18 protein-coding genes are annotated in these 21,178 nt (G+C 36.7%); 4 read left to right on the top strand and 14 right to left on the bottom strand.

The genetic code is table 11. The annotated features are described in order from the left end of the window. Window positions 1-93 precede the first annotated feature (93 nt). The 7 genes from IGK72_RS05290 to IGK72_RS05260 form a co-directional block, all read right to left on the bottom strand. The gene (locus IGK72_RS05290) at window positions 94-1,422 is read right to left on the bottom strand and encodes an amidohydrolase (RefSeq protein WP_002393189.1); all 1,329 of its coding nucleotides are present in this window, start codon (window positions 1,420-1,422) and stop codon (window positions 94-96) included. Then, window positions 1,406-3,190: an adenine deaminase gene (locus IGK72_RS05285; protein ID WP_002393188.1), complete on the bottom strand. Its 1,785-nt coding sequence runs from the start codon at window positions 3,188-3,190 to the stop codon at window positions 1,406-1,408. The genes IGK72_RS05290 and IGK72_RS05285 overlap by 17 nt, the downstream gene beginning before the upstream one ends. Next, a complete protein-coding gene (locus IGK72_RS05280; RefSeq protein ID WP_002407115.1) occupies window positions 3,166-4,230 on the bottom strand; it encodes an ABC transporter substrate-binding protein in 1,065 nt (354 codons plus the stop codon). Before IGK72_RS05280 ends, IGK72_RS05285 begins: the two co-directional genes overlap by 25 nt. A 26-nt stretch (window positions 4,231-4,256) precedes the next feature. Continuing rightward, on the bottom strand, window positions 4,257-5,297 hold the full coding sequence (locus tag IGK72_RS05275) for an ABC transporter ATP-binding protein (protein ID WP_002413403.1): 1,041 nt from the start codon (window positions 5,295-5,297) through the stop codon (window positions 4,257-4,259). A 38-nt stretch (window positions 5,298-5,335) separates the two neighbouring features. Then, entirely contained in the window at window positions 5,336-6,115 is a 780-nt protein-coding gene (locus IGK72_RS05270; RefSeq protein ID WP_002357916.1) for an ABC transporter permease, read from the bottom strand. Then, on the bottom strand, window positions 6,108-6,944 hold the full coding sequence (locus IGK72_RS05265; RefSeq protein ID WP_002382189.1) for an ABC transporter permease: 837 nt from the start codon (window positions 6,942-6,944) through the stop codon (window positions 6,108-6,110). Before IGK72_RS05265 ends, IGK72_RS05270 begins: the two co-directional genes overlap by 8 nt. A gap of 207 nt (window positions 6,945-7,151) precedes the next feature. Next, window positions 7,152-7,532: a hypothetical protein gene (locus IGK72_RS05260; RefSeq protein WP_002392180.1), complete on the bottom strand. Its 381-nt coding sequence runs from the start codon at window positions 7,530-7,532 to the stop codon at window positions 7,152-7,154. Window positions 7,533-7,762: 230 nt separating this feature from the next. Between IGK72_RS05260 and IGK72_RS05255 the strand changes: the two genes are divergently transcribed. Next, window positions 7,763-8,524 carry a WxL domain-containing protein gene (locus IGK72_RS05255; RefSeq protein ID WP_002357920.1) on the top strand — a complete coding sequence of 254 codons (762 nt, stop codon included), beginning with the start codon at window positions 7,763-7,765 and terminating at the stop codon, window positions 8,522-8,524. 113 nt (window positions 8,525-8,637) lie between these two features. On the opposite strand, the gene IGK72_RS05250 is transcribed toward IGK72_RS05255, so the two are convergent. The 3 genes from IGK72_RS05250 to alsS form a co-directional block, all read right to left on the bottom strand. Continuing rightward, window positions 8,638-9,720, bottom strand: a complete 1,083-nt coding sequence (locus IGK72_RS05250) for a PA2928 family protein (RefSeq protein WP_016627175.1) — start codon at window positions 9,718-9,720, stop codon at window positions 8,638-8,640. Window positions 9,721-9,877: 157 nt separating this feature from the next. Next, window positions 9,878-10,582: an acetolactate decarboxylase gene (gene budA, locus IGK72_RS05245; RefSeq protein WP_002357922.1), complete on the bottom strand. Its 705-nt coding sequence runs from the start codon at window positions 10,580-10,582 to the stop codon at window positions 9,878-9,880. An 11-nt stretch (window positions 10,583-10,593) separates the two neighbouring features. Beyond that, on the bottom strand, window positions 10,594-12,246 hold the full coding sequence (gene alsS / locus IGK72_RS05240) for an acetolactate synthase AlsS (protein ID WP_002357923.1): 1,653 nt from the start codon (window positions 12,244-12,246) through the stop codon (window positions 10,594-10,596). Window positions 12,247-12,523: 277 nt separating this feature from the next. On the opposite strand from alsS, the gene IGK72_RS05235 reads away from it, so the two are divergent. Next, window positions 12,524-13,435: an LCP family protein gene (locus IGK72_RS05235; RefSeq protein ID WP_002385983.1), complete on the top strand. Its 912-nt coding sequence runs from the start codon at window positions 12,524-12,526 to the stop codon at window positions 13,433-13,435. Window positions 13,436-13,487: 52 nt separating this feature from the next. Here IGK72_RS05235 and IGK72_RS05230 read toward each other — a convergent pair whose 3' ends face one another. From IGK72_RS05230 to IGK72_RS05220, 3 genes are all read right to left on the bottom strand, one after another. Next, window positions 13,488-14,831 (bottom strand): NADH peroxidase, encoded by a 1,344-nt coding sequence (locus IGK72_RS05230; RefSeq protein ID WP_002357926.1) that lies wholly within the window; start codon window positions 14,829-14,831, stop codon window positions 13,488-13,490. A gap of 185 nt (window positions 14,832-15,016) precedes the next feature. Beyond that, window positions 15,017-15,709 carry a response regulator gene (locus IGK72_RS05225; RefSeq protein ID WP_070415900.1) on the bottom strand — a complete coding sequence of 231 codons (693 nt, stop codon included), beginning with the start codon at window positions 15,707-15,709 and terminating at the stop codon, window positions 15,017-15,019. Further along, the gene (locus IGK72_RS05220; RefSeq protein WP_002379345.1) at window positions 15,690-17,240 is read right to left on the bottom strand and encodes a Spo0B domain-containing protein; all 1,551 of its coding nucleotides are present in this window, start codon (window positions 17,238-17,240) and stop codon (window positions 15,690-15,692) included. Before IGK72_RS05220 ends, IGK72_RS05225 begins: the two co-directional genes overlap by 20 nt. 147 nt (window positions 17,241-17,387) lie before the next feature. Here IGK72_RS05220 and IGK72_RS05215 point away from each other — a divergent pair, with 147 nt between their 5' ends. Both IGK72_RS05215 and IGK72_RS05210 read left to right on the top strand, forming a co-directional pair. After that, window positions 17,388-18,713, top strand: coding sequence for a 2-hydroxycarboxylate transporter family protein (locus tag IGK72_RS05215; protein ID WP_002363749.1), 1,326 nt, complete (start codon window positions 17,388-17,390; stop codon window positions 18,711-18,713). Window positions 18,714-18,744: 31 nt separating this feature from the next. Then, complete coding sequence (locus tag IGK72_RS05210) at window positions 18,745-19,914, top strand: NAD(P)-dependent malic enzyme (protein ID WP_002360544.1); 1,170 nt, start codon at window positions 18,745-18,747, stop codon at window positions 19,912-19,914. A gap of 72 nt (window positions 19,915-19,986) precedes the next feature. Here the strand turns inward: IGK72_RS05210 and IGK72_RS05205 are convergent, their stop codons facing one another. After that, window positions 19,987-20,835, bottom strand: coding sequence for a helix-turn-helix domain-containing protein (locus IGK72_RS05205; protein ID WP_002385984.1), 849 nt, complete (start codon window positions 20,833-20,835; stop codon window positions 19,987-19,989). Between the last annotated feature and the right edge of the window lie 343 nt (window positions 20,836-21,178).

Raw genomic sequence — 21,178 nt, 5'->3', positions numbered from 1 at the left:
CATTAAAAGTTTGTCTGCGCTCTATTAGAACCTGAATCACTAAACGTCAATCCAGCGTTATTTAATCAATCCGATACGTCCTACTTGTTCTGTTTAGAGAGCAGCTCTTTTTTTAGCTTCTTTCACAAACGTATTCATGGCCTGATATAATTTTTCCTTGATTTCTTTGAGATTAGCTTGTTGTAATTCTTTATTGGCAACTAACTGTTGACCGTTCACCCAAACAGCTTCAACATTGCTAGCATTTGCTGAATAAACCAACGCTGAATAGGCATCAAAAATCGGAAACATATTAACTGATTGCGTTTCAATTAATGTTATATCCGCTTTTTTGCCCACTTCCAATGAGCCGACTTGCTCCGCCAAGCCTAACGTTTTAGCGCCCCCCATCGTTGCCAGATAAACAATTTCTTTAGCAGGAAACAAAGAGCGATCTTGGTGTGCTGTCTTATGAAAATTCGCAACCATACGCATTTGGGTGAATAAATCTAATGTATTCCCACTACTAGGTCCATCCGTGCCTAAACCGACAATAATCCCTTGATCAAGCATTTGCTTAATCGGCGCTACGCCTTTGGCTGATTTAGTATTCGCACCGATACAATGAGCGACACGCGCTTTTCCATTAGTCGCAGCTAAACTCGCAAGATCTTCATCTGTTGCCAAAATACAATGCGCTAAAATAAACGGCTCGCTCAAATAATCCAGTTCTTCTAAGAAAGCAATTGGTGTTTTTTGATAGGCTTTTTCAAACTCAGCCATTTCATAAGTCATTTCAGCAACGTGCATGGTCACAGGAACTTGGTATCGCCGACTAAGTTCAATAATTTTTGCCAACACTTCTGGTGAGTTGGTATTCGGTGCATGTGGCGCAAGTATAGGCGTAATCAACGGATGGCCTTGCCACTTGCGAATAAAGGTTTCCGCGTAAAAAAGACCGCCTGAAGGTTCTGGACTATCACAAGTGGGCATATCAATGATCGTCTCTCCGAGCAAAGCACGAACACTCATTTTTTCACAACTTTTAGCAATTTCATCTTCAAAATAATACATATCACAAAAGCTCGTAATACCACTCAGTAACATTTCGGCAATTGCATAATCACTACTGCATCCTACTAATTCTTTTGTCATGAATTGTTCTAATGGAAAAAGAAAACGCCGGAGTCGATCTGGCACATCGTCTCCTAACGAACGAAACGGAATCATGCCTACATGGGTATGGGTGTTAATCATCCCAGGCATTAAAATTCCATTTTGACCATCGATTACTTGATTTGCAGCCATTCGCTTTTCATCAAGTGTGGTCATTGGTGCTAATTCCACAATTGTGTCTTCTTCAATCACTAAATAGCCGGCTTTGATTTCTGAAAATTGCTCATCCATTGTTAGTATATGCACATTTTTAATGAGTGTTTTCATGCAAAAGAACTCCATCCTCTGGAAAAACTAATGGATAGAAACGTTGTGACTTCGTATCCATCATCCCAAAATCTGTCACTTTAATGGCTGGCGAGACAGGCAATGATAGTGTAGAAAAGGACATGATTTCATTCATATTTTGATAACCTAACGCTTGCATAGCTTGTCGGACTTTTTGTAAAGAAGCGCCTAATTGTTCAATCGGTGCTTGCGATAAAATCCCACCAATTGGTAAAGGACAAGTTGCCATCACTTGCTGATCCGAAGCAACCAAATAGCCGCCTTGCATCGCTAATAATTCATTCTGCGCTAACAGAATATCCTCAATCGTATTACCCATCACCATTAAATTATGATGATCATGGGCCCAGGTTGTCGCAATGGCTCCTTTCTCGGAAAGGGGTTGATCCATTAAAGAAAAAGAAATATTGCCATTTTTTCCGTAACGTTCCATCACAATTAATAAGGCACAGTTGGCTTTTTGCCATTGCAACAATCCATTTTCAACAGGAATTTCTTTTGTAATTCGCTCTGTAAATGTGCCAATTTCTTGTTTTTGAATCACATTACAACGAACTGTTTCTTTTGTTGTAGCCACCTTTAAAAGTAAATCTTCTTCTGTTAACTTTTTACATTGGATGGTTTGTTGATAAGCGGCTGGAAACTCTTCGATTTTTTCTGGATAATGGAAGGGCTCGCCTTTTTCAAAAACGACCTTTCCAGATTTATAAACCGTATTAATATCAAAACTTTCTAAGTCATTTAATAACAAAAAGTCAGCTTTTTTACCAGGTGCAATTTCGCCACGATCATGGAGACCCATTCGTTTGGCCGGCGTATAAGTTGCCATATAAATGGCTTTTTCGATAGGCAATCCTGCATGAACGGCTTTTTTGACATTTTCATTTAGATGACCTTTTAGCAAATCATCAGCCATCACGTCATCCGTGATAATACTTGCATAATTGTAGAAGTCATTGTCTACTATCACCTGAATGTTTTCAGGAGTGATTGATTTATTTTGAAATTGAATAAAGACGCCCGCTTCAATTTTTTCTTTTAACGTTTTAGGAAATTGATGGGTATGATCTGAAGTGATACCACTATATAGAAAATCTGCTAACTCTTGATCTTCGATTTTAGGACAGTGGCCTTCTAAAGGCATGGTTGGTCGTTGTTTTTGACACAAATCGATAATTTGACGAATTAAAGAATCTGGCTCATAGGAAATCCCTTTAAAATTCATGGCTTCCCCTAAACAAATCACTTTTGGCTCTTTGAGTAATTCTGCTACTTCTGCTAAGCCGATAATCCCACCAGTTGTTTCTAATTCGGGAGTGGTCGAAGGAACCGAGGAAGGAATTGCGTGAAAGATATCTAGTTCTGTTTCAGCGGCCATAAAAGCTTTTAAGCCTTCTAAGCCAAATACGTTAGCCATTTCATGGGCATCGGCAATCACCGTTGTCACACCGTAACGCACTACTGCTTTGGAAAAAATAGTAGGTGTCGTCATGGAACTTTCAATATGCATGTGTGCATCAATTAAGCCGGGAATCATCCATTGATTCTCGGCATTAATTGTTTTTTGGGGCTGCAAATTGACGTTCTCTTCTTCATAAATGTAATAAAATTTGTCATTTTTAATCGCAACATTTCGTTGAACGAATGTTTGAGTGACTGTTTGATACAGCCACACATTTTTTAGTAATACATCGACGTTCATTTTGTCCCTCTTTTCTAAAACTATTGATTCATCGTCCGATTCCATTGATCAATCCAATCCGCTAGTTGACTATTAATAAAATTAAAATCGACTGTTTTGGCACGTTCGGCAATGGCACCATATGTTTTATTTTTCGCTTCTTTTTCGCTTAGCGTTACTTGTTGATTTGTAGGTCCTTCATTTAACGAAATCGCTTTGGCCTTTTGTGATTCTTCACTAATCCGTGCGTTAACAAATTTAAAGGCGGTTTCTTTGTTTTGTGCTTTTTTAGAAATATTGACTGTATTATAGTTGGCATACGTGCCGCTTTCTGGAACGATATACGTCACGTTTTCTGCTGCGCCTTGAATAATATCAACCGCAAAATCAGCAACCACAGCTGCTTCAATTTCACCAGATTGGAACATATTAGCTAAGTCTGACGATTTTGAATACGTTTTAACAACGTTTGGTTTTAATTCTTTCATCGCTTCAAAAGCGGCCTTCCCGTTATCTTTTGTAATATCTTGACCAGCATGTTCACTGGCAACGTATAACATTAAAGGACCTGCCGTCGTGGCAACGTCTGGAACAGAAATTTTACCTTTCAAATCAGCTGACCATAAGTCATCCCAGTTTTTAATTTCTTTGCCTAATTTTTCTTTGTTGTAAACAATCCCGATACTGTTTACAGCGATTGGTACGCCAGCACCACTTTCAAAAACCTCTTTTGCTCCTGGTGTTAACTGACTTAAATTAGGTACTTCTTTTTCTGTAATTTTTTCAAATAACCCTTCTTTTCCACCTTGTGCTGCATTTGCTTGTGCTAATTCAATGACATCAATTCCCGCATTGGGATTATTTTTTAATTTCGTAAAGCGGTCTGCGCTATTGCCTACTTCTAAGGTAACTTTCGCTTCATTCTCTTTTTCAAATGGAGCGATGATGTCTTTTTTGACAATATCTTCACTTAATCCGAAAGTTGAAACGACTAAAGCATTACTTCCACCTTTGCTCTCGCTTTTCGTAGTTGCTTCGCTGTTTCCACAAGCAGTCATTAATAACGTTGCAGCGACTAATGTCCCTAAAATTACGCGTTTTTTCATTTTTAAATCTTCCTCCAAAATGGTTTTTATTTTTCTAAAATAACTAATTTCTCAGCTGGAAAAGCCAAGTGAATGGTTTCGTTTGTTTCATATAACTGTTCACTTGTTCCATTAACCAGCAATGTACCTAACGCTGTTTCCACTTCATATTGATAGCTTTTCCCTAAAAATGTTCGGACAGCGACAGTACCTGCGACAGTATTAGTAGCAGCTTCTGAAACAATCTCAATGTCCTCTGGACGAATCGTTGCCACCGTCGTTGTAACATTTGGTTCAGGATTAGTCGTTTTCACTATTTGATTTGTTTGTGTCCGATAATGACCGGCTTCCATTTTTTCGACAGAGAAAAAGTTTTCAAAACCGATAAATTCTGCAACAAACTTAGTACGAGGCAAACGATAAATCGTTTCTGGTGAATCATATTGTTCAATCACGCCATTATTCATAATGGCCACTTTATCTGAAATAGAAAAACATTCTTCTTGGTCATGTGTGACAAAAACTGTCGTAATGCCTAATTGTTGTTGAATCCGTTTGATTTCAATCCGCATTGCCACTCGCAATTTTGCATCTAAATTACTCAACGGTTCATCTAGTAGTAATAGTTTAGGTTCGATAATCAGAGCACGTGCTAGCGCAACCCGCTGTCTTTGACCACCAGATAATTGTTTTGGATAACGGTCGCCCAAGCTTTCTAAACCACATACTTTTAGCATTTCCGTGACTTTTTGGTCCATGGTTTGTTTGTTTTCTTTGCGTAATTTCAGCCCAAAAGCGACATTTTCTGCAATCGTTAAATGGGGAAATAACGCATAGCTTTGAAAAACCATCCCGAAGTTTCTTTTATGGACAGGAACCTTTGTTAGTTCTTCTTGGTCAACGAAAAACTGTCCGTCGTTTGGCTTAATTAATCCAGCAATCACTCTTAGCGTAGTCGTTTTACCACAACCACTCGGTCCTAATAAAGAAACTAATTCTCCTTTTTCCATTGAAATATTTAAATCTTTTAAAATATCTTGTTTTCCGTCATAGCTGACGCGAATATCTTTTAAATCCACAAAAGTCAAAATTTTCTCCTCTTTCTATCTCGTGCTTCTTCCATGTTTTAGGCAATGGAAGCTAGTCCCAACGTTTTTTCAATTAAAAACATTAAGCCCATTGTTAGTAGCATCAACAATACAGAAATTGCTGAAACAGTTGGATCATAATTGTATTCCATATAACTTAATAAAGAAGTAGGCAGCATCGTCACACCGGGACCTGATAAAAACATCGATACAGGAACATTGTTAAACGAATTGACAAATGCTAACATAAAGGCTGCAAAAATTCCTGAAGACACATTGGGTAAAACAATTTGAATAAAAGCTCGCAATCTTGTACAACCTAATGTCCAAGCTACTTCTTCCATTGAATAATCTAGTTGTTCCATACTTGACCCAACCACTCGAATAATATAAGGCAAACTAATTAAAAAATGCCCCATTAATAATCCTTGAAAGACAGGCAAACCTAATTTAATAACAATATATTGAAATAACGTATACCCGACCACAATTCCTGGAATCACAGTTGGGGATAAGAAAAAGCTTTTAATAAAGTTGCGCCCGCGAACGGAATAACGTGCCAGCGCATAGGAAGCCGGAATCCCTACTATTAATGCTAAAACAGTCGCTAATACCCCAATCAACAAGCTTAACTTAAAACTGTCCATAAACGTTTCCGATTGTAAGGCTTTGGCGTACCAATCTAAAGTAAATCCTTTAATCGGAAATTGAATCGCTGCGGCTGTTCCAAAAGAAGTCACCACAATCAAACATAATGGTAAAAATAAAAACAGAAAAACTAGAATTGCAATAACAGATAGTCCTTTTTGCTTACGCATGATTTGCTTCTCTCCGATCTACTTTCTTAGCGACCATGTCTAGGCCTTTCATCACAATTAATGTTGTTAAAATCATAATAAATGCAAGAACACTCGCCGATTGCCAATCACCTAAAGTATTAGCCTTTTGATATAAGAAGGTCGACATCATCATTTTTTGGTTACCACCTAACAGCTGTGGCGTCGTATAAGCCGTTAAAGTTCCTGTAAACACTAATATACTTCCTACAATGGTGCCTGGAATTGATAAAGGTAAAACAATTTTCCGAAAAGCCGTCATTGGATTGGCGCCTAGCGTCTCAGCCGCTTCTAGCATTTCTCCTTCAATGTTTTCCATAACCCCAACTAAGGTCATAATCATTGTTGGTAAAAATAAATACACTGAACCGATAATAATTGCAAATTCTGTATACAATAAATTCAGCGGTTGCTCAATTAAGCCTGTTTTTAATAACAACGTATTCACTACACCGTTTTTTCCTAAAATGTTAATCCAAGCAAAACTTCGAATAACTGAATTGGTTAATAGTGGAAACAAGGTCATAGCCATTAAAAAGCCACGCCATTTTTTGGAAACCCCAGCAATAAAGTATGCCGTTGGAATGCCCAACACGATTGAAATACCCGTCACAATTAACGAAACTCTTATCGTTCGCCAGAAAATTGAAACATTATAGTCATCTTTAAAAAAAGTAACATACTGATTTAGTGTCAAGCCATGATCAGTAAAAATGGTTGGCAAAATGCTAGTAATTAATGGAATCATTAAGAAAAATAATAATAGTACTAGCCCCGGTGCCACAATTAAATAAGGAACTTTCTTGTTCATTCGTACACTCCTCGTTCGTTTTTTCACTTCATCAGTATACGCAAGGAAAACGTATATTTCAACACATTTTCATCTTTTTGTTCGTTTTTAAACCCGAACGTTCGTATATTTTTTCGAAAAAGGTTATTAAAAAATAAAACACGAACATTAAACAAAAAAACACAAACAAGACTGTTTGTGTTTTTTGTCAACTTTTTTATTTATCACTTAATTTTCTTGGAACGTTTGATCCTTTTCCATCATTTTCACTATAATACCATCTTGATACACCTGATAATATCCGAACAATTCATTCTCTTTTGAGACACTATTCTTTTCAGATATAATTTGAACAACATAACTTCCTTTATTTGACTGCTTAAACGTATAATGAAACGCCGAGTCATTCGTTGGTATCCCTAAACCATTTTGTAAAAATTCAATCGCTTCCTGTTTAGTATAAGATTCTGCTTCTAATTGCGTTCCTAAATGCGGATTTTTTTGATCAACAAATTGTCTTGCTTTGTCATTATTAGCAGACTTTTCTATAACGACTTCCTGTTGCGAATTCCTACTTCCTGAACAGCCAGATAATACAAATAAAATCATCAACAACCCGAAACACTTACTCAAAGTTTTCTCCTCCTCTCCATTTTGATTAGTGATACTTGATGATTTCTTTTATATTTTAGCATGCTTGATATAACGAATTGTGCTCAAAAAAGACAGAATCAACAAGTAAAAATTGTCGACTCATCTTTCTCTACTAATATTAAACACTATCTGTCTCAATATTTTCGAATTCCCTGTAAATTACTGATAAATAAAAACAGCTCCTTTTGCGTATACTTATATTATCAGCCCCTAAAGGAGGAACTTTCTTGAAGCAAAAAAATCTACTCACTTATCAATCACTTGCAGCCTTGTTGCTAGTATTCAGTCTCTTTAGTTTTGACCCATCGGTTTCTTTTGCCACCCGTTCTGGAAAAACGCCTGTTTCAGTTGAACTAGAACTTGGAGGGCTGCCTGGTGATGAATCGGTTGACGATGCCATTGATCCTGATTTAGAAAATCCTAACACTAGTTTTGACTTGCTCTTTATTCCGAAAGAATTTACTTTTGAAACCCAAGCGATTTCTGGTGATTTAACGGCAGTTCCTATACGACCTTCTGAAGGCAATACTCATACAATGAGACACTTCGGGATGGGGGATGTTCGCGGAGCCTTAACTGGTTGGCATGTCACTGCTGAAATCCCACACATGCGAAACGAAGCTCATTCTTTACTAGGCATCATTACGTTTCAATTAACAGGCGGCTATGCTCGCTATGACAAAACGTTAAGGCGTTTCTTTATGACAAATACAATGTATGGACTGGATTTTTCAGAAGATCCTGCTGCACCCGACTTCCCGACCAACCCAATTATTATCGGTAACGGTGCGACTTTAATGAGTAACGCTGGTGATAGAAAAGGACAAGGAATGTGGAGCGGCCGCATGACCGATATTTCTCTTGCAATCCAAACCCCTGTTTCACAATTATTTCCTGGCGCATATACAGGTTCGATTATCTGGAATTTAATCTCTGGACCTGCATAAAATAAAAAAGCGCTTAGAAAACTAGCGGAATCACTACTCTTCTAAGCGTTTTTTTATATCATAAGGACTATTTGCTCCTTCTATTTGTCTAAGCATGCTTTACCACTTTTCGTTTAACGAATCACTTGGCCCCAACGGTAATCAAACTGATACTCTTGATTACCATTATTCAGGTTAATTTTGTATAAATAACGCGGGACTTTAATGAATAACGCATCCTCTACTTGAAAAGCTTCAATAGGTACATTTTCTTTAGTTAAAAGCAACGGTGTTTGCCACTCGTATGTTTTTTTCTGCCAATTGTATAAGCCAACTATCGCTTGATTACTTTGTCTTTTCTTGTATGACAGAACATAATAATTTGCTTCATCTTTCTTGCCTAATAAAACTGGTGCTATTAGTTGCTCTTCTAGTTTTCCTTGCACTGTTGTACGCTCTTCCGATGACAGCTCTTGACCAATTTGACTCTCATTTGAATCTACCGTCCATTTAGGCGCTTCTTGTGTTTGAAAGACTTCTTTGAAAGTTGGGTCTTGTTTTAACTGCCAATTTTTCAAATCTAATTGATAATATCGATTGTTTAATCCATAAATATAGAGATAGCGATTATCCATAAAACGATAATCAACGAAATCAGAGCTTAAATAGTCTTTTAATTCAGGGAATTTCTTCACTAAATCCGCTTCAGAAAACTGTTTTTTCCCTGTTTTTGTATCTAGTAAGTAAATGGCCTCGTTATCAGCACTATTCAAAACCACATATTGATCTGTTTGACCAATTAAATAATCACGCCAGCCTAAACGTTTACTCCACATTCGTTCGCCCGTCTGACTATTAACAGAAATCACTTGGAACAATGAGTTACTGGTGCTAATGCCATTCGTTCGTCCATTCGGAATAATCATTCGCTCGATTGAAGTTAAGCCTTTCGTTTTTTCAGAATAAAACGTCGCACTTTTCTCTTCAATCGTTACTGAACGAAACATTCCGAAAAATATCAAACCAGCAAAATGTACCACTGCAAGATAAACCAATAAAATTAACGCATAGGGAACCAGTCTCCTTGTACTCCGCCTTCTTATTAAGGAAATAACCAAAATACCACTAATTACTATAAAAATAATTGCTACAATGATAACAAAAATATCATGATAGAGCCAACCAGATAATTGCCAACTTCTATAAAGTGTGTCCATTACACCATCCTTTCCAATTGTTATTTGCTTATTATAAAAAGGATACTATTTTTTTTTGAAAAATAACAACAAAAAGCGCCAAACAGCAATAAGCCCATTCAAGTTGACTAACTAGGTCAACTTGAATGGGCGTGGAGAAATGTGCCTTGTTATTCAGTTATTCCGCTTCTTCAATTGCGGACAAAGCTTTTGCAATATCAATTTCTTTATTCCGATAATCAGCATCATGAACTGGAAAATGCTGCCGCAATTCTGCTGTTTCCATCCACGAAACAGTCCCTTGTTTAATGCCAAAATCAAGAATGTGCCCACCAAATTGGTGATCCTCACTGATAAAGTGCAAATGAAACCCTGCGGCAGAAGCACCATGAAATAATTTAGGTGTAAAGAACCCTACAACTGTTCCCTGAATATTCTCCGCTGTAAATTCAGGTTGATTGCGTGCGGCTTCTACAAATGGTGGATACGGTTTTTCTTGTTTAGGTGCCACACGGACATGCATCTTCGCAAAAAGACCGCTAATTTTAATTGCCGCAAAAAAATTAGGACTAATTTTTTCTAAAATTTGTGCTTTAATATTTTCATCGGTTTCTGTTGATACAGGGAATGCGCCATCTTCTTGAAAACGAGTAACTGCGGCATATGGCGTTAATTCTTCGCCTTCTAGAATAGTAATTTCGCCAGTTTGATTTGCATGATACAATGTACCGTCCAATAAAATAATTTCGCCATTTGAGCCTTCTAATGTCCCAATTCCAAAATCACCTTGCGTGAGTAACGTACCAATTTCTGCCGTTCCTGCCATCAAACTTTCCATTAAACCGCCTAGCGTACCATGTTGATAAACATATTGTTCGCTCATTTTTCCATCTCCTAATAAAGTTGATCTGGTAACAATGTTTTACCTAATTCTTGATTATCTGAATAATCCACAGGAACATCAATAATCACTGGGCCTTCTGTTTGCATTCCTTCTTCTAAAGCTGCGGCAAATTCTGCTTGTGAATGCACTCGAACCCCTTTGGCTCCAAAAGCTTCAGCATATTTCACAAAATCAACTGGACCAAAATCTACGCCAGAGGATCGATTATATTTCATTTCTTCTTGGAATTTAACCATATCATAACTACCATCATTCCAAATAATATGCACGATATTTTGCTTTAAACGAACCGCTGTTTCTAATTCTTGCGCTGAAAATAGGAAACCGCCGTCCCCAGAAACAGAGATAATTTGTGTATTCGGACGAACCAGCGCAGCCGAGATTGCCCAAGGCAAAGCGACACCTAATGTTTGCATACCGTTACTAAATAATAAATGACGCGGTTCATAACTTCTAAAGTGGCGAGCCATCCAAATGTAATGGCTCCCTACATCAACAGTAACTGTCATTTCATTCGTGGTTTTTTCTTGAAGCGTTTGAACAATTTCTAATGGATGTAATCGATTTTCAATTGTACTTGTTTTTACTTCTTTAATCGTTAATTTTTCTTGAAGCGTTTCTAAATAATCTTGCGCATCTTCTGTTAATATTGGTTCACTAAATGCTTCTGATAATTTCAAAATATTTTTAGACATATCACCAATTAGCTCTTCTTCCGGTTGCATATATTGGTCAATTTCCATTTGAACTTCATCAATAACAATAACGCGCGCATCTTTTTCTGCATTCCAATTACGTGCCTCATATTCAATTGGGTCATAACCAATCGCAATCACTAAATCACTTCTTTTTAACAAACGATCCCCAGGTTGGTTTCGAAATAAACCAACACGCCCAAAGAAATGTTCTTCTAATTCTTTTGAAATAATTCCTGCTCCTTGGAACGTTTCCACGACTGGCAAACCAGTTATAGCAACCAATTCACGAATGGCTGCGGTAACTTTTCGTGCAGAGGCCCGCATTCCTAAAAGTAAAACAGGTAATTTCGCTTGCTTGATTCGTTCAGCTAAAGCTGCGATTGTTTCTGCTGATGCATGGCCCAGTTTCGGAGCCGACAAAGGCTTAATTGCTTCGCCTGTCACCGGACTATCTGTGACATCTTGTGGGATCGATAAGAATGTTGCGCCTTTTTTCGCTGTTTTGGCGATACGGTAAGCATTGGCAATATTTTCAGATAATGTTTCTGGATCTTGAATTTCTGTACTGAATTTTGTTATTGGACTAAATAATGCAGCATTATTCATGCTTTGGTGAGTTAATTTTGACAAATCGGACCGTTTCACCTGTCCAGCCAATGCTAAAACAGGGTCCCCTTCTGCAGTCGCAGTTACTAACCCAGTTGCTAAATTGCTGGCACCAGGTCCACTAGTTGCAATAACTAAGCCAGGCTCTCCCGTCAAACGACCAATCCCTTGTGCCATAAAGGCTGCATTTTGTTCATGTCGAGCTAAAATTAATTCTGGACCTTTGTCAACTAATGCATCAAAAACCCCATCAATTTTTGCACCGGGAATCCCAAAAATATAGGGCACTTCGTGATTGATTAAACTTTCTACTATGATATCTGATCCTTTTTTACTCACTGTTATACCTCCAATTAAAATCTGTACTAATTACAAATACAAAAATACCACTAAAATTCTAATTAATCAACAATGAAACACCTTGAAAACGTGTAATATACTAATTCGCATATTTTAATAGAATTGAGATATTTCAAAAGATTAAGCAAAAATAATGCAAAATACCTTAAAGTTTTATAGTCTTTCAACAATTATTATATACTTCTTCACTAAAAATTAGTAAGATTAACCTATAAGAAAAAAATCACAACCTGTGATAAATTATTGGAGGAAAAATATGTCAAAAGGGAAGAAAATTTTTGCCATTATCTTTGGAATTATCTTGGTTCTATTTCTTGCAGTTGTTGGAATGGGAGCAAAACTTTATTGGGATGTTTCTAAATCAATGGATAAAACCTATGAAACAGTAGAACGATCTAAAAAAAGTCAGGTCAATTTAAACAATAAGGAGCCTTTTTCTGTTTTATTATTAGGGATTGATACAGGCGATGATGGGCGTGTCGAGCAAGGTCGTTCGGATACAACAATTGTTGCAACAGTTAATCCTCGTGACAAGCAAACAACCTTAGTCAGTCTTGCTCGCGATACCTATGTTGATATTCCAGGTCAAGGAAAACAAGATAAATTGAATCACGCCTATGCTTTTGGTGGCGCATCTTTAGCAATGGACACAGTTGAAAACTATTTAAACATACCTATTAATCATTATGTTTCAATTAATATGGCTGGTTTAAAAGAATTAGTCAACGCGGTTGGCGGAATCGAAGTGAACAATAATCTGACTTTTTCTCAAGACGGGTATGATTTTACGATTGGTAAAATTTCATTGGATGGTGAACAAGCACTCTCCTATTCAAGAATGCGTTACGAAGATCCTAATGGTGACTACGGCCGCCAAGAACGTCAAAGAAAAGTGATTGAAGGCATCGTCCAAAAAGTCTTAAGCCTTAATAGCGTGAGCAACTATCAAGAAATTTTAACAGCTGTTTCTGATAATATGAAGACAGATTTAAGTTTTGATGACATGAAAAAAATTGCCTTAGATTATCGCAGTGCCTTTGGTAAAGTGAAACAAGACCAACTTCAAGGTACTGGTTTTATGCAAGATGGTGTTTCCTATCAACGTGTGGATGAACAAGAATTAACTCGTGTCCAACAAGAGTTGAAAAATCAATTGAATACAAAATAAAAATAAAACCCACGAGTACTATAAATACTCATGGGTTTTATTTTCTCTTCTATTAACGTTCTTGTTTCACCGCTTCTAAAGCCGCTGTATTAATAATATTCCAAGGTTTGTCAAACGCTGGTTGGAAGAAGAAATCCGCATAGGCTAAGTCTTCAATTGTCATTTTGGCTTGAATCGCTAATGAAATAGCATTAATGTTTGCAGTTAAATCTGCTTTCGACATTAATTGAGCGCCTAAAATTTGTGTTGTTTCAGGATCATACACTAATTTAAACCAAGCTTTTTGTTTGTCTGGATTGAAGTCCATCAAGTAGTCTTCTACTACTGTCACCGCTTTTGTTTCTTTTCCTAATTTTTGAGCCATGACTTCGTTAATCCCTGTTGAAGCAAATTTATAATCAAAGACGGCCAAGCCAGAAGATCCTTGAACACCAGGGAAAGGTTTAACTGGTTCCTCTAGGTTTTTCACAGCAAAGCGACCTTGTTTACGAGCATTCGTTGCTAAGGCAATATTTACTTCTGTGTCTGCAGGATTGTATTTAATTAACGTAGCATCCCCTACTGCAAATACATCCGGCTCACTTGTCCGCATGTATTCATCCGTCTTGATTAGGCCATTCGGATGTAATTCCAAGGTACCTTTTAACCAAGCAGTGTTTGGACGGACACCAACCGCTACAACGACCAAATCAGCATCGTACGCATTTTTATCTGTAACGACTTTTTGCACACGACCGTCGCCTTCGTAACGTTCAACTGTTTCACCAGTTGCAATGGTAATATTATTAGCTTCCATCTCTTCTGTTAAAACATCTGTAAATTCTTTATCTAGATATACCCCTAATGGACGATCTAAAATGTCAATAACAGTAACCTTTTTGCCGGCTTTTGCAAATGCTTCGGCAGCTTCAATCCCAATATAACCACTACCAATCACAACCACATTATTGACTTCTGGATCTACTGTTTTTTGTTTTAATTTAATGGCCCATTGACGACCACGCATCAAGTAAATATTATCCAAATCTTTACCTGGAATATCTAATTCAAATGGGACAGCTCCGGGACTGATGATTAATTTATCATAATTTTCAACACGTTCTTCACCTGACACTAGATCTTTCACTGTCACTTGATGTTCTTTTGGTTGAATCGCTGTAATTTCAGTATTAGAAAAGACATTCACACCACGACTCTCCATTTTTTCGCCAGTCATATAGCGAACAGAATTAACATCTTTCACTTTTCCTTCTAGGTACAACTGCATGCCACAAGACAAGAATGAGATAAAATCACCTTTCTCATACCATTGAATTTCTGCATCAGGATGAAGATTTAGTAATTCCTCTACCGCTTCATAACCTCCATGTGATGATCCTAAAACAATAACTTTCATCGCTCGTTCCTCCCATATAATATTATTTCTTACATAATAAAGAATATCATATATTCTCAAAAAATAACAAATAATATCCTCTTTTCCATTCTCAATTAAGTGCTTTAAATGAGAATAAAAAGGAGTATCCTCTGTATTTCGCCACTTTTCAATTACTTTTTTTATTTACTAAAAAATAAAAAATACTAAATTCTCCGATACGATTGATAGGGACGCCCCACTTTTAAATAGCTATTTTTACTTTCTAAAAGGTTATTTTTTTCTAGAAACAACACATATTTGCGAACAGAAACATGTGAAAGCTGACTCGCTTCTGATAATTCTTGAATCGTAAAATAGTCGGTAAATTCGTCTATTTTTTTTAACAATAATTGTAATGTTGCTTGTGTTAGTCCTTTTTCTAAGGACATGTTTTGAAGAGCTTGTTCATTTTTACGTGCGTTTGTCTGTGAATAATGAAATAATTGGTCCACTTTTGTTTGCGAAAGCTCCTTCGTTTCCAGCGTGAATTGAGCAGTTTTTTTCTGATAGTTTTCGATACTTTGTTGAAATCGCTCAAAAGAAAAGGGTTTAACTAAATAGTCTAAAACGCCTAAATGTAAGCTTCGTTTAATATTTTCCAACTCGTTGGCAGCCGTAATCAGGATAACTTCTGTATCAATTTTTTCATCTCTAATTGTTGCCAGATAGGTCAAGCCATTGCCATCTTTTAAATGAACATCTAATAAAACAAGTGCTGGTTGTTTTTCTTTCGTTAGTAGTAGACCTTCAGCAATTGTTGCAACCGTAAAAATAGTCGGTTGGTGAATTAATTTTTCAAGATATTTTTGATGTATATATGCAACCATAGGATCGTCTTCAATAATCAATAGGTTCATTTTCCTCTGCTCCTTCGTAATGAACATTTATGCGAAGGACAAGCCAATTGTTTTGTTGGTTTTCCCAAGTCAATGTCGCTTCCGCATTCTCTAATAATCTTGCCAAATAAGAAGTGAAAAACTCTTGCTCAAAGCGTTCCAGTTGTTCTTTTGGATAAGCAAACGAATAAGTCGTCGTCAAACTTCCTGGCTGATAATCAATGGTTTCAATGATCTCTTCTGGCAACGTTTGCTCCATCAGGAAACGATGAATATAACGGTAGATAGCAATCAAATTTTGCGTATCTTCATCTCGTTTATTTGGTGGAATTTCTGGATAAATTTCAATAGCTAATTGTGTTTTAATTTCTGCAAACTTGATTCTTTCCCCACTTAAAAAACCTGCTAGAATAGGATTTCTGACCAAAATAGCTAAGCGCTGTGCAAATTCCTTTTCTGGTTTCAATAAATCGGCTAGATAATGTTTTAGCGCCTCATAATCTTCTAAATCGACTAAGCCATAAATGACATGCATCTTATTCATAAATTCGTGTGATTGACTTTGTAATGCCGAAGCATATGTTGTTGTGCTGACAAGCTGTTCTGCGACAATAAACGTTTCTGTCGCATTTTTCAGAAAGATAACATGCCCAATTGTTTTTTTACGGACATTAATCGGGGCGATTGAGACGAAATAATCCTGGCCATTTTGACGATAGAATTGCTCTGTTTTTGAATGTACGACTAATTTTTCAGGAGATAAAACCAATGCTGAAAGTTTCTTTCCTAGTAAATTTTCTTCACTATTTGTTATATTATGATACATTTTAGTCGCCTCAATATTTGCTAATAAAATATTTTGATCGGTATCAATCACAAGGATTGCGTCTTTCGTTTCCTCAAGCATGGCGTTTCGCTCTTCTAATAGACGAGCAATTTCTCTTGGCTCTAAATCGTGAAGTTGTTTTTTTAAATAATAAGAAACCACGATGGCTAATATAAAGCCAAAACCAACACTTAAAAGGACACTCACTGTGTAATCATTTTTTGTTCGTTCAATCAATTGTGAAAGCGAGGTCATTTTAATGCCCATTGCCACAACCCCAATTTGTTTTCCTTGATCATAGACTGGGACAAAACCTCGTAATGATTCTCCTAAACTCCCTTGACTAACAGACAAATGTTCCTCCCCTTTTAATGCTCGCACTTCATCGCCACCTTCAAAATGCTTACCTATTTTTTGGCGATCAGGATGTGTTAAACGAATCCCCTGCATATTCATAATCACGATAAAATCCAACTGATGGATTTCACCTAAACGAACCGTATACGCTTCCAATTCATCTGAATAGTGATCATTCTTTAAGGCTTCAATAACATTCGGTTCAATAGCCAACTGTTCCCCGACGGCTAAAAGTGCTTGCTCTTGGTTTTTACGAACTTCTTTAATTGTTTGAACCGTCGTTACTCCGTAAAAGAAAGTAATCATAATAATTAATGTTGCAATAAAAATCACTGATAAGAAACACCATAATTTCCCGCCACGCTTCATTCCATCCCTCTTTTCTCTTCAAATAAAGTATAGCATAGGAAGATTTGGTTAAAAAACTTTTCTTTAGTTAAATTAATTAAATAATCTACTCTACAGAAAACGTTTACATTATGATGAATATAGATTAAAGTTATAGGAGGAAATAGCATGGAAAAGAAATTGCCCGCAACAGCTGCTAATGAAACAGATTGGCGCAACAAATTAACCAAAACGAGGATTGGTTCGGTTACGTTACCTGTTTATCTTGTAACAGCTAGCATTATTCTTGTTACGGCTCTATTAGAACAACTACCAGTCAATATGTTAGGTGGTTTTGCCGTAATTTTAACAATGGGTTGGTTACTTGGAACAATTGGTGGAAATATTCCTATTTTGAAACATTTTGGCGGTCCAGCAATTTTATCTTTATTAGTACCATCAATTATGGTCTTTTTCAATTTACTCAACCAAAATGTCTTAGACTCAACAGATATTTTAATGAAACAAGCAAACTTTCTCTATTTCTATATTGCATGTTTGGTCTGTGGAAGTATCCTTGGAATGAACCGCAAAATTTTAGTCCAAGGTTTAATGCGCATGATTGTCCCGATGGCATTAGGAATGATTTTAGCAATGGGCGTTGGGACCCTTGTTGGAACACTGTTAGGTCTCGGTTGGAAACATAGCCTTTTCTATATCGTCACTCCTGTTTTAGCTGGTGGAATCGGTGAAGGCATTCTTCCTTTATCCCTTGGTTATAGTGCCATTACTGGATTGCCAAGTGAACAATTAGTGGGGCAATTAATTCCCGCAACCATTATTGGTAATTTTTTTGCTATTATGTGTTCTGGTTTACTTAGTCGTTTAGGAGAAAAACGCCCTGAACTTTCTGGACAAGGTCAGTTGATTAAAATTACCAATTCAGATGATTTAAGTGATGCTTTAGAAGAAGACAAAGCACCAATTGATGTAAAATTAATGGGCGCTGGTGTTTTAATTGCGTGTACCTTATTTATTACAGGCGGTTTATTGCAACACTTAACAGGCTTTCCTGGTCCTGTTTTGATGATTGTTGTCGCAGCCTTTTTAAAATACTTAAACGTAGTACCGAAAGAAACCCAACGCGGATCAAAACAGCTTTATAAATTTATCTCTGGCAATTTTACGTTCCCGTTAATGGTCGGCTTAGGTATGTTATATATTCCTTTAAAAGATGTCGTAGGAATGCTTAGCTGGCAATATTTTGTTGTGGTAATTAGTGTCGTTTTCACTGTTATTGCTACAGGATTTTTCGTTTCACGCTTCATGAATATGAATCCCGTTGAGGCTGCCATTGTCTCCGCTTGCCAGAGTGGTATGGGTGGGACTGGCGATGTGGCTATTTTAAGTACAGCCAATCGAATGAACTTAATGCCGTTTGCACAAGTTGCGACACGTTTAGGCGGTGCCATTACAGTAATAACAATGACTGCTATTTTTAGAATGCTTTTTTAACTATAAGTGAATTATTTAGGAGGAAAATGATATGTCAACAAAAGATGTAAAAGAATTAGCGATTGAGCAAGCAAAAAAATTTGGGGGGAAATTAGAAGTCTGCCCTAAAGTTCCGATTGAAACAAAAGCAGATTTAGGAATTGCCTACACACCAGGTGTTGCGGCTGTTTCTTCTGCCATACATGAAAAAAAAGAACGCGCTTACGAATTAACGACAAAGAAAAACACCGTCGCCGTTATTAGTGATGGTTCAGCAGTTTTAGGTTTAGGTAACATTGGTCCTGAAGCAGCGATGCCTGTCATGGAAGGAAAAGCTGCATTGTTTAAACGCTTTGCTGGTGTGGATTCGATTCCCCTTGTTTTAGATACACAAGATACCGAAGAAATTATTCAAACGGTGAAATTTTTGGCTCCAACCTTTGGGGGGATTAACTTGGAAGATATCAGCGCTCCTCGTTGTTTTGAAATTGAACAGCGTTTAATCGATGAACTAGATATTCCCGTTTTCCATGATGATCAACACGGGACAGCGATTGTTGTTCTAGCGGCTTTGTACAACAGCTTAAAATTAATCAACAAGAAAATAGAGGACATTCATGTGGTAATCAACGGCGGTGGCTCCGCTGGTCTTTCGATCACAAGAAAATTTTTAGCTGCTGGCGTAAAACATATTATCATTGTTGACCGTGCAGGGATTCTGAGCGAAACAGATACAGCTCTGCCACCACACCACGCAGAAATTGCGAAGCTAACCAATCGGGAACACCGTACCGGTGATTTAGCTACTGCTCTTGAAGGCGCTGATGTCTTTGTTGGTGTTTCGGCACCAGGTGTTTTAAAACCTGAGTGGATTCAACAGATGAATGAGCAGCCAGTTATTTTTGCAATGGCTAACCCAGTTCCTGAAATTTTTCCTGATGAAGCTTTAGCGGCAGGCGCTTATATTGTCGGAACTGGTCGTAGTGACTTTCCGAATCAAATTAATAATGTGTTGGCCTTCCCTGGTATTTTCCGCGGTGCCTTAGATGCTCGGGCGAAAAAGATTACGATTGAAATGCAAATTGCCGCTGCCAAAGGTATTGCAAAATTGATTCCCGATAACGAACTCACGCCGACCAATATTATTCCCGATCCATTCCAAGAAGGAGTCGCAAAAGTCGTCGCCGAAAGCGTCCGTAACGCTGTCAAAGAAACAAATTAAAAAGAGAAAAAAAGAACAACCTAACTCCTCTTGAGTTAGGTTGTTCTTTTTAAAATCTGAAACGATAATTCATTATTTAAAACTGATGTTAAACTCTTGCATATCTTTTTCAATATAAGTAAGTAATTTTTTATTTTCAAAGAAACGTGTAAAGTAGTACGCAATACGATAATCTTCAACAGCATCTAGTCCTAGCATTTGTTTATTAAACGCTTTTTCGTATAATAAGCAATCTAAAGAGTAAATAGAACTGTGCGTCCGATTAATTTCGATTCCTTTATCACTTAATTCAATACTCTTTGCATAGTCTTTAATTAATGAATAGAATTTTGCGGTATTATAATAAATACGGCATTGCTCTAATGGATAATCTAATTTGAATTCGCTTAGCAATTGTAAAGATTTATCGTAATAAACTTTTGCTTTTTCAATATCATCTTCTAATTCATATAAAATACCGATCGCATTCATACTCAAAATATTATAAATATTAATATCACGACTAATTTCAGAACCACGATGTAAATAGAACAATGCTTCGCTATTATTTTTCTTACCTAATAAACTCGTAATTCCTTTATAATAGAAAAATTTTGTTTCTAAAATTCTGTTTGAACTTTCGATATCATCTGGATAGTCTTTCAACAAATCATAGGCTTCATCGTGCTTAAAGTAAAAGCATAATTCTTCTACTTTATTTAATAAGCTTTCGAGTTTTTTCTCACTAGAACCTTCGATACATTCTTCTACTTGTAAGTCTAAACGTAGACATACAGATGAGAAAATGTCTAAACTGTCACACACATTTTTGTTTTCAATGTTACTAATTGTTGCTTGTGTACAAATTCCTTTTGCCAATTCAGCTTGCGATAATTTTTTCTTTTTACGCGCTGTTTTGATTTTTTCTCCCGCTACTCTCACAGTCAAAACTCCAATCTTTCTATTTTTTTTGTATTAAACATACCATCATTTTACAGATAATGTTATAATGAAGCTATCATAATAAAGGAGGTGAAATATATGTTTGATTTACTTGCTTTATTAACTGGAATTTCAGTTCGTGGCAATGCACCACACCAATAATTACGTGTTTGTTTAACTGAATTTCTGACGGCTCTACCTATGCCAGTAGGTGGAGCCATTTTTTTATTTAATATTATAAAATTAACAGTATTTCCAAAACCTCATACTTAGTATAACACAAATTATAAATTATGCTAGATAGTTACCAAATTAACGTCATTACAAGGATGTTACGTTTTTA

The sequence above is a fragment of the Enterococcus sp. DIV0183 genome, from assembly GCF_050541505.1.
Lineage (GTDB): Bacteria > Bacillota > Bacilli > Lactobacillales > Enterococcaceae > Enterococcus > Enterococcus faecalis.
Note: the sequence above shows the minus strand (reverse complement) of the source record. Positions and strands in the feature narration are given on the sequence as shown.

Bases quoted from the DNA above. Each gene is read 5' to 3' on its own strand.
- IGK72_RS05285 (WP_002393188.1), bottom strand. From the start codon at position 3,190: ATGGAATCGGACGATGAATCAATAGTTTTAGAAAAGAGGGACAAAATG.
- IGK72_RS05220 (WP_002379345.1), bottom strand. From the start codon at position 17,240: ATGAAGCGTGGCGGGAAATTATGGTGTTTCTTATCAGTGATTTTTATT.
- IGK72_RS05270 (WP_002357916.1), bottom strand. From the start codon at position 6,115: ATGCGTAAGCAAAAAGGACTATCTGTTATTGCAATTCTAGTTTTTCTG.
- IGK72_RS05235 (WP_002385983.1), top strand. From the start codon at position 12,524: ATGTCAAAAGGGAAGAAAATTTTTGCCATTATCTTTGGAATTATCTTG.
- IGK72_RS05265 (WP_002382189.1), bottom strand. From the start codon at position 6,944: ATGAACAAGAAAGTTCCTTATTTAATTGTGGCACCGGGGCTAGTACTA.
- IGK72_RS05260 (WP_002392180.1), bottom strand. From the start codon at position 7,532: ATGATTTTATTTGTATTATCTGGCTGTTCAGGAAGTAGGAATTCGCAA.
- IGK72_RS05225 (WP_070415900.1), bottom strand. From the start codon at position 15,709: ATGAACCTATTGATTATTGAAGACGATCCTATGGTTGCATATATACAT.
- IGK72_RS05215 (WP_002363749.1), top strand. From the start codon at position 17,388: ATGGAAAAGAAATTGCCCGCAACAGCTGCTAATGAAACAGATTGGCGC.
- budA (WP_002357922.1), bottom strand. From the start codon at position 10,582: ATGAGCGAACAATATGTTTATCAACATGGTACGCTAGGCGGTTTAATG.
- IGK72_RS05280 (WP_002407115.1), bottom strand. From the start codon at position 4,230: ATGAAAAAACGCGTAATTTTAGGGACATTAGTCGCTGCAACGTTATTA.
- IGK72_RS05230 (WP_002357926.1), bottom strand. From the start codon at position 14,831: ATGAAAGTTATTGTTTTAGGATCATCACATGGAGGTTATGAAGCGGTA.
- IGK72_RS05210 (WP_002360544.1), top strand. From the start codon at position 18,745: ATGTCAACAAAAGATGTAAAAGAATTAGCGATTGAGCAAGCAAAAAAA.
- IGK72_RS05250 (WP_016627175.1), bottom strand. From the start codon at position 9,720: ATGGACACACTTTATAGAAGTTGGCAATTATCTGGTTGGCTCTATCAT.
- IGK72_RS05290 (WP_002393189.1), bottom strand. From the start codon at position 1,422: ATGAAAACACTCATTAAAAATGTGCATATACTAACAATGGATGAGCAA.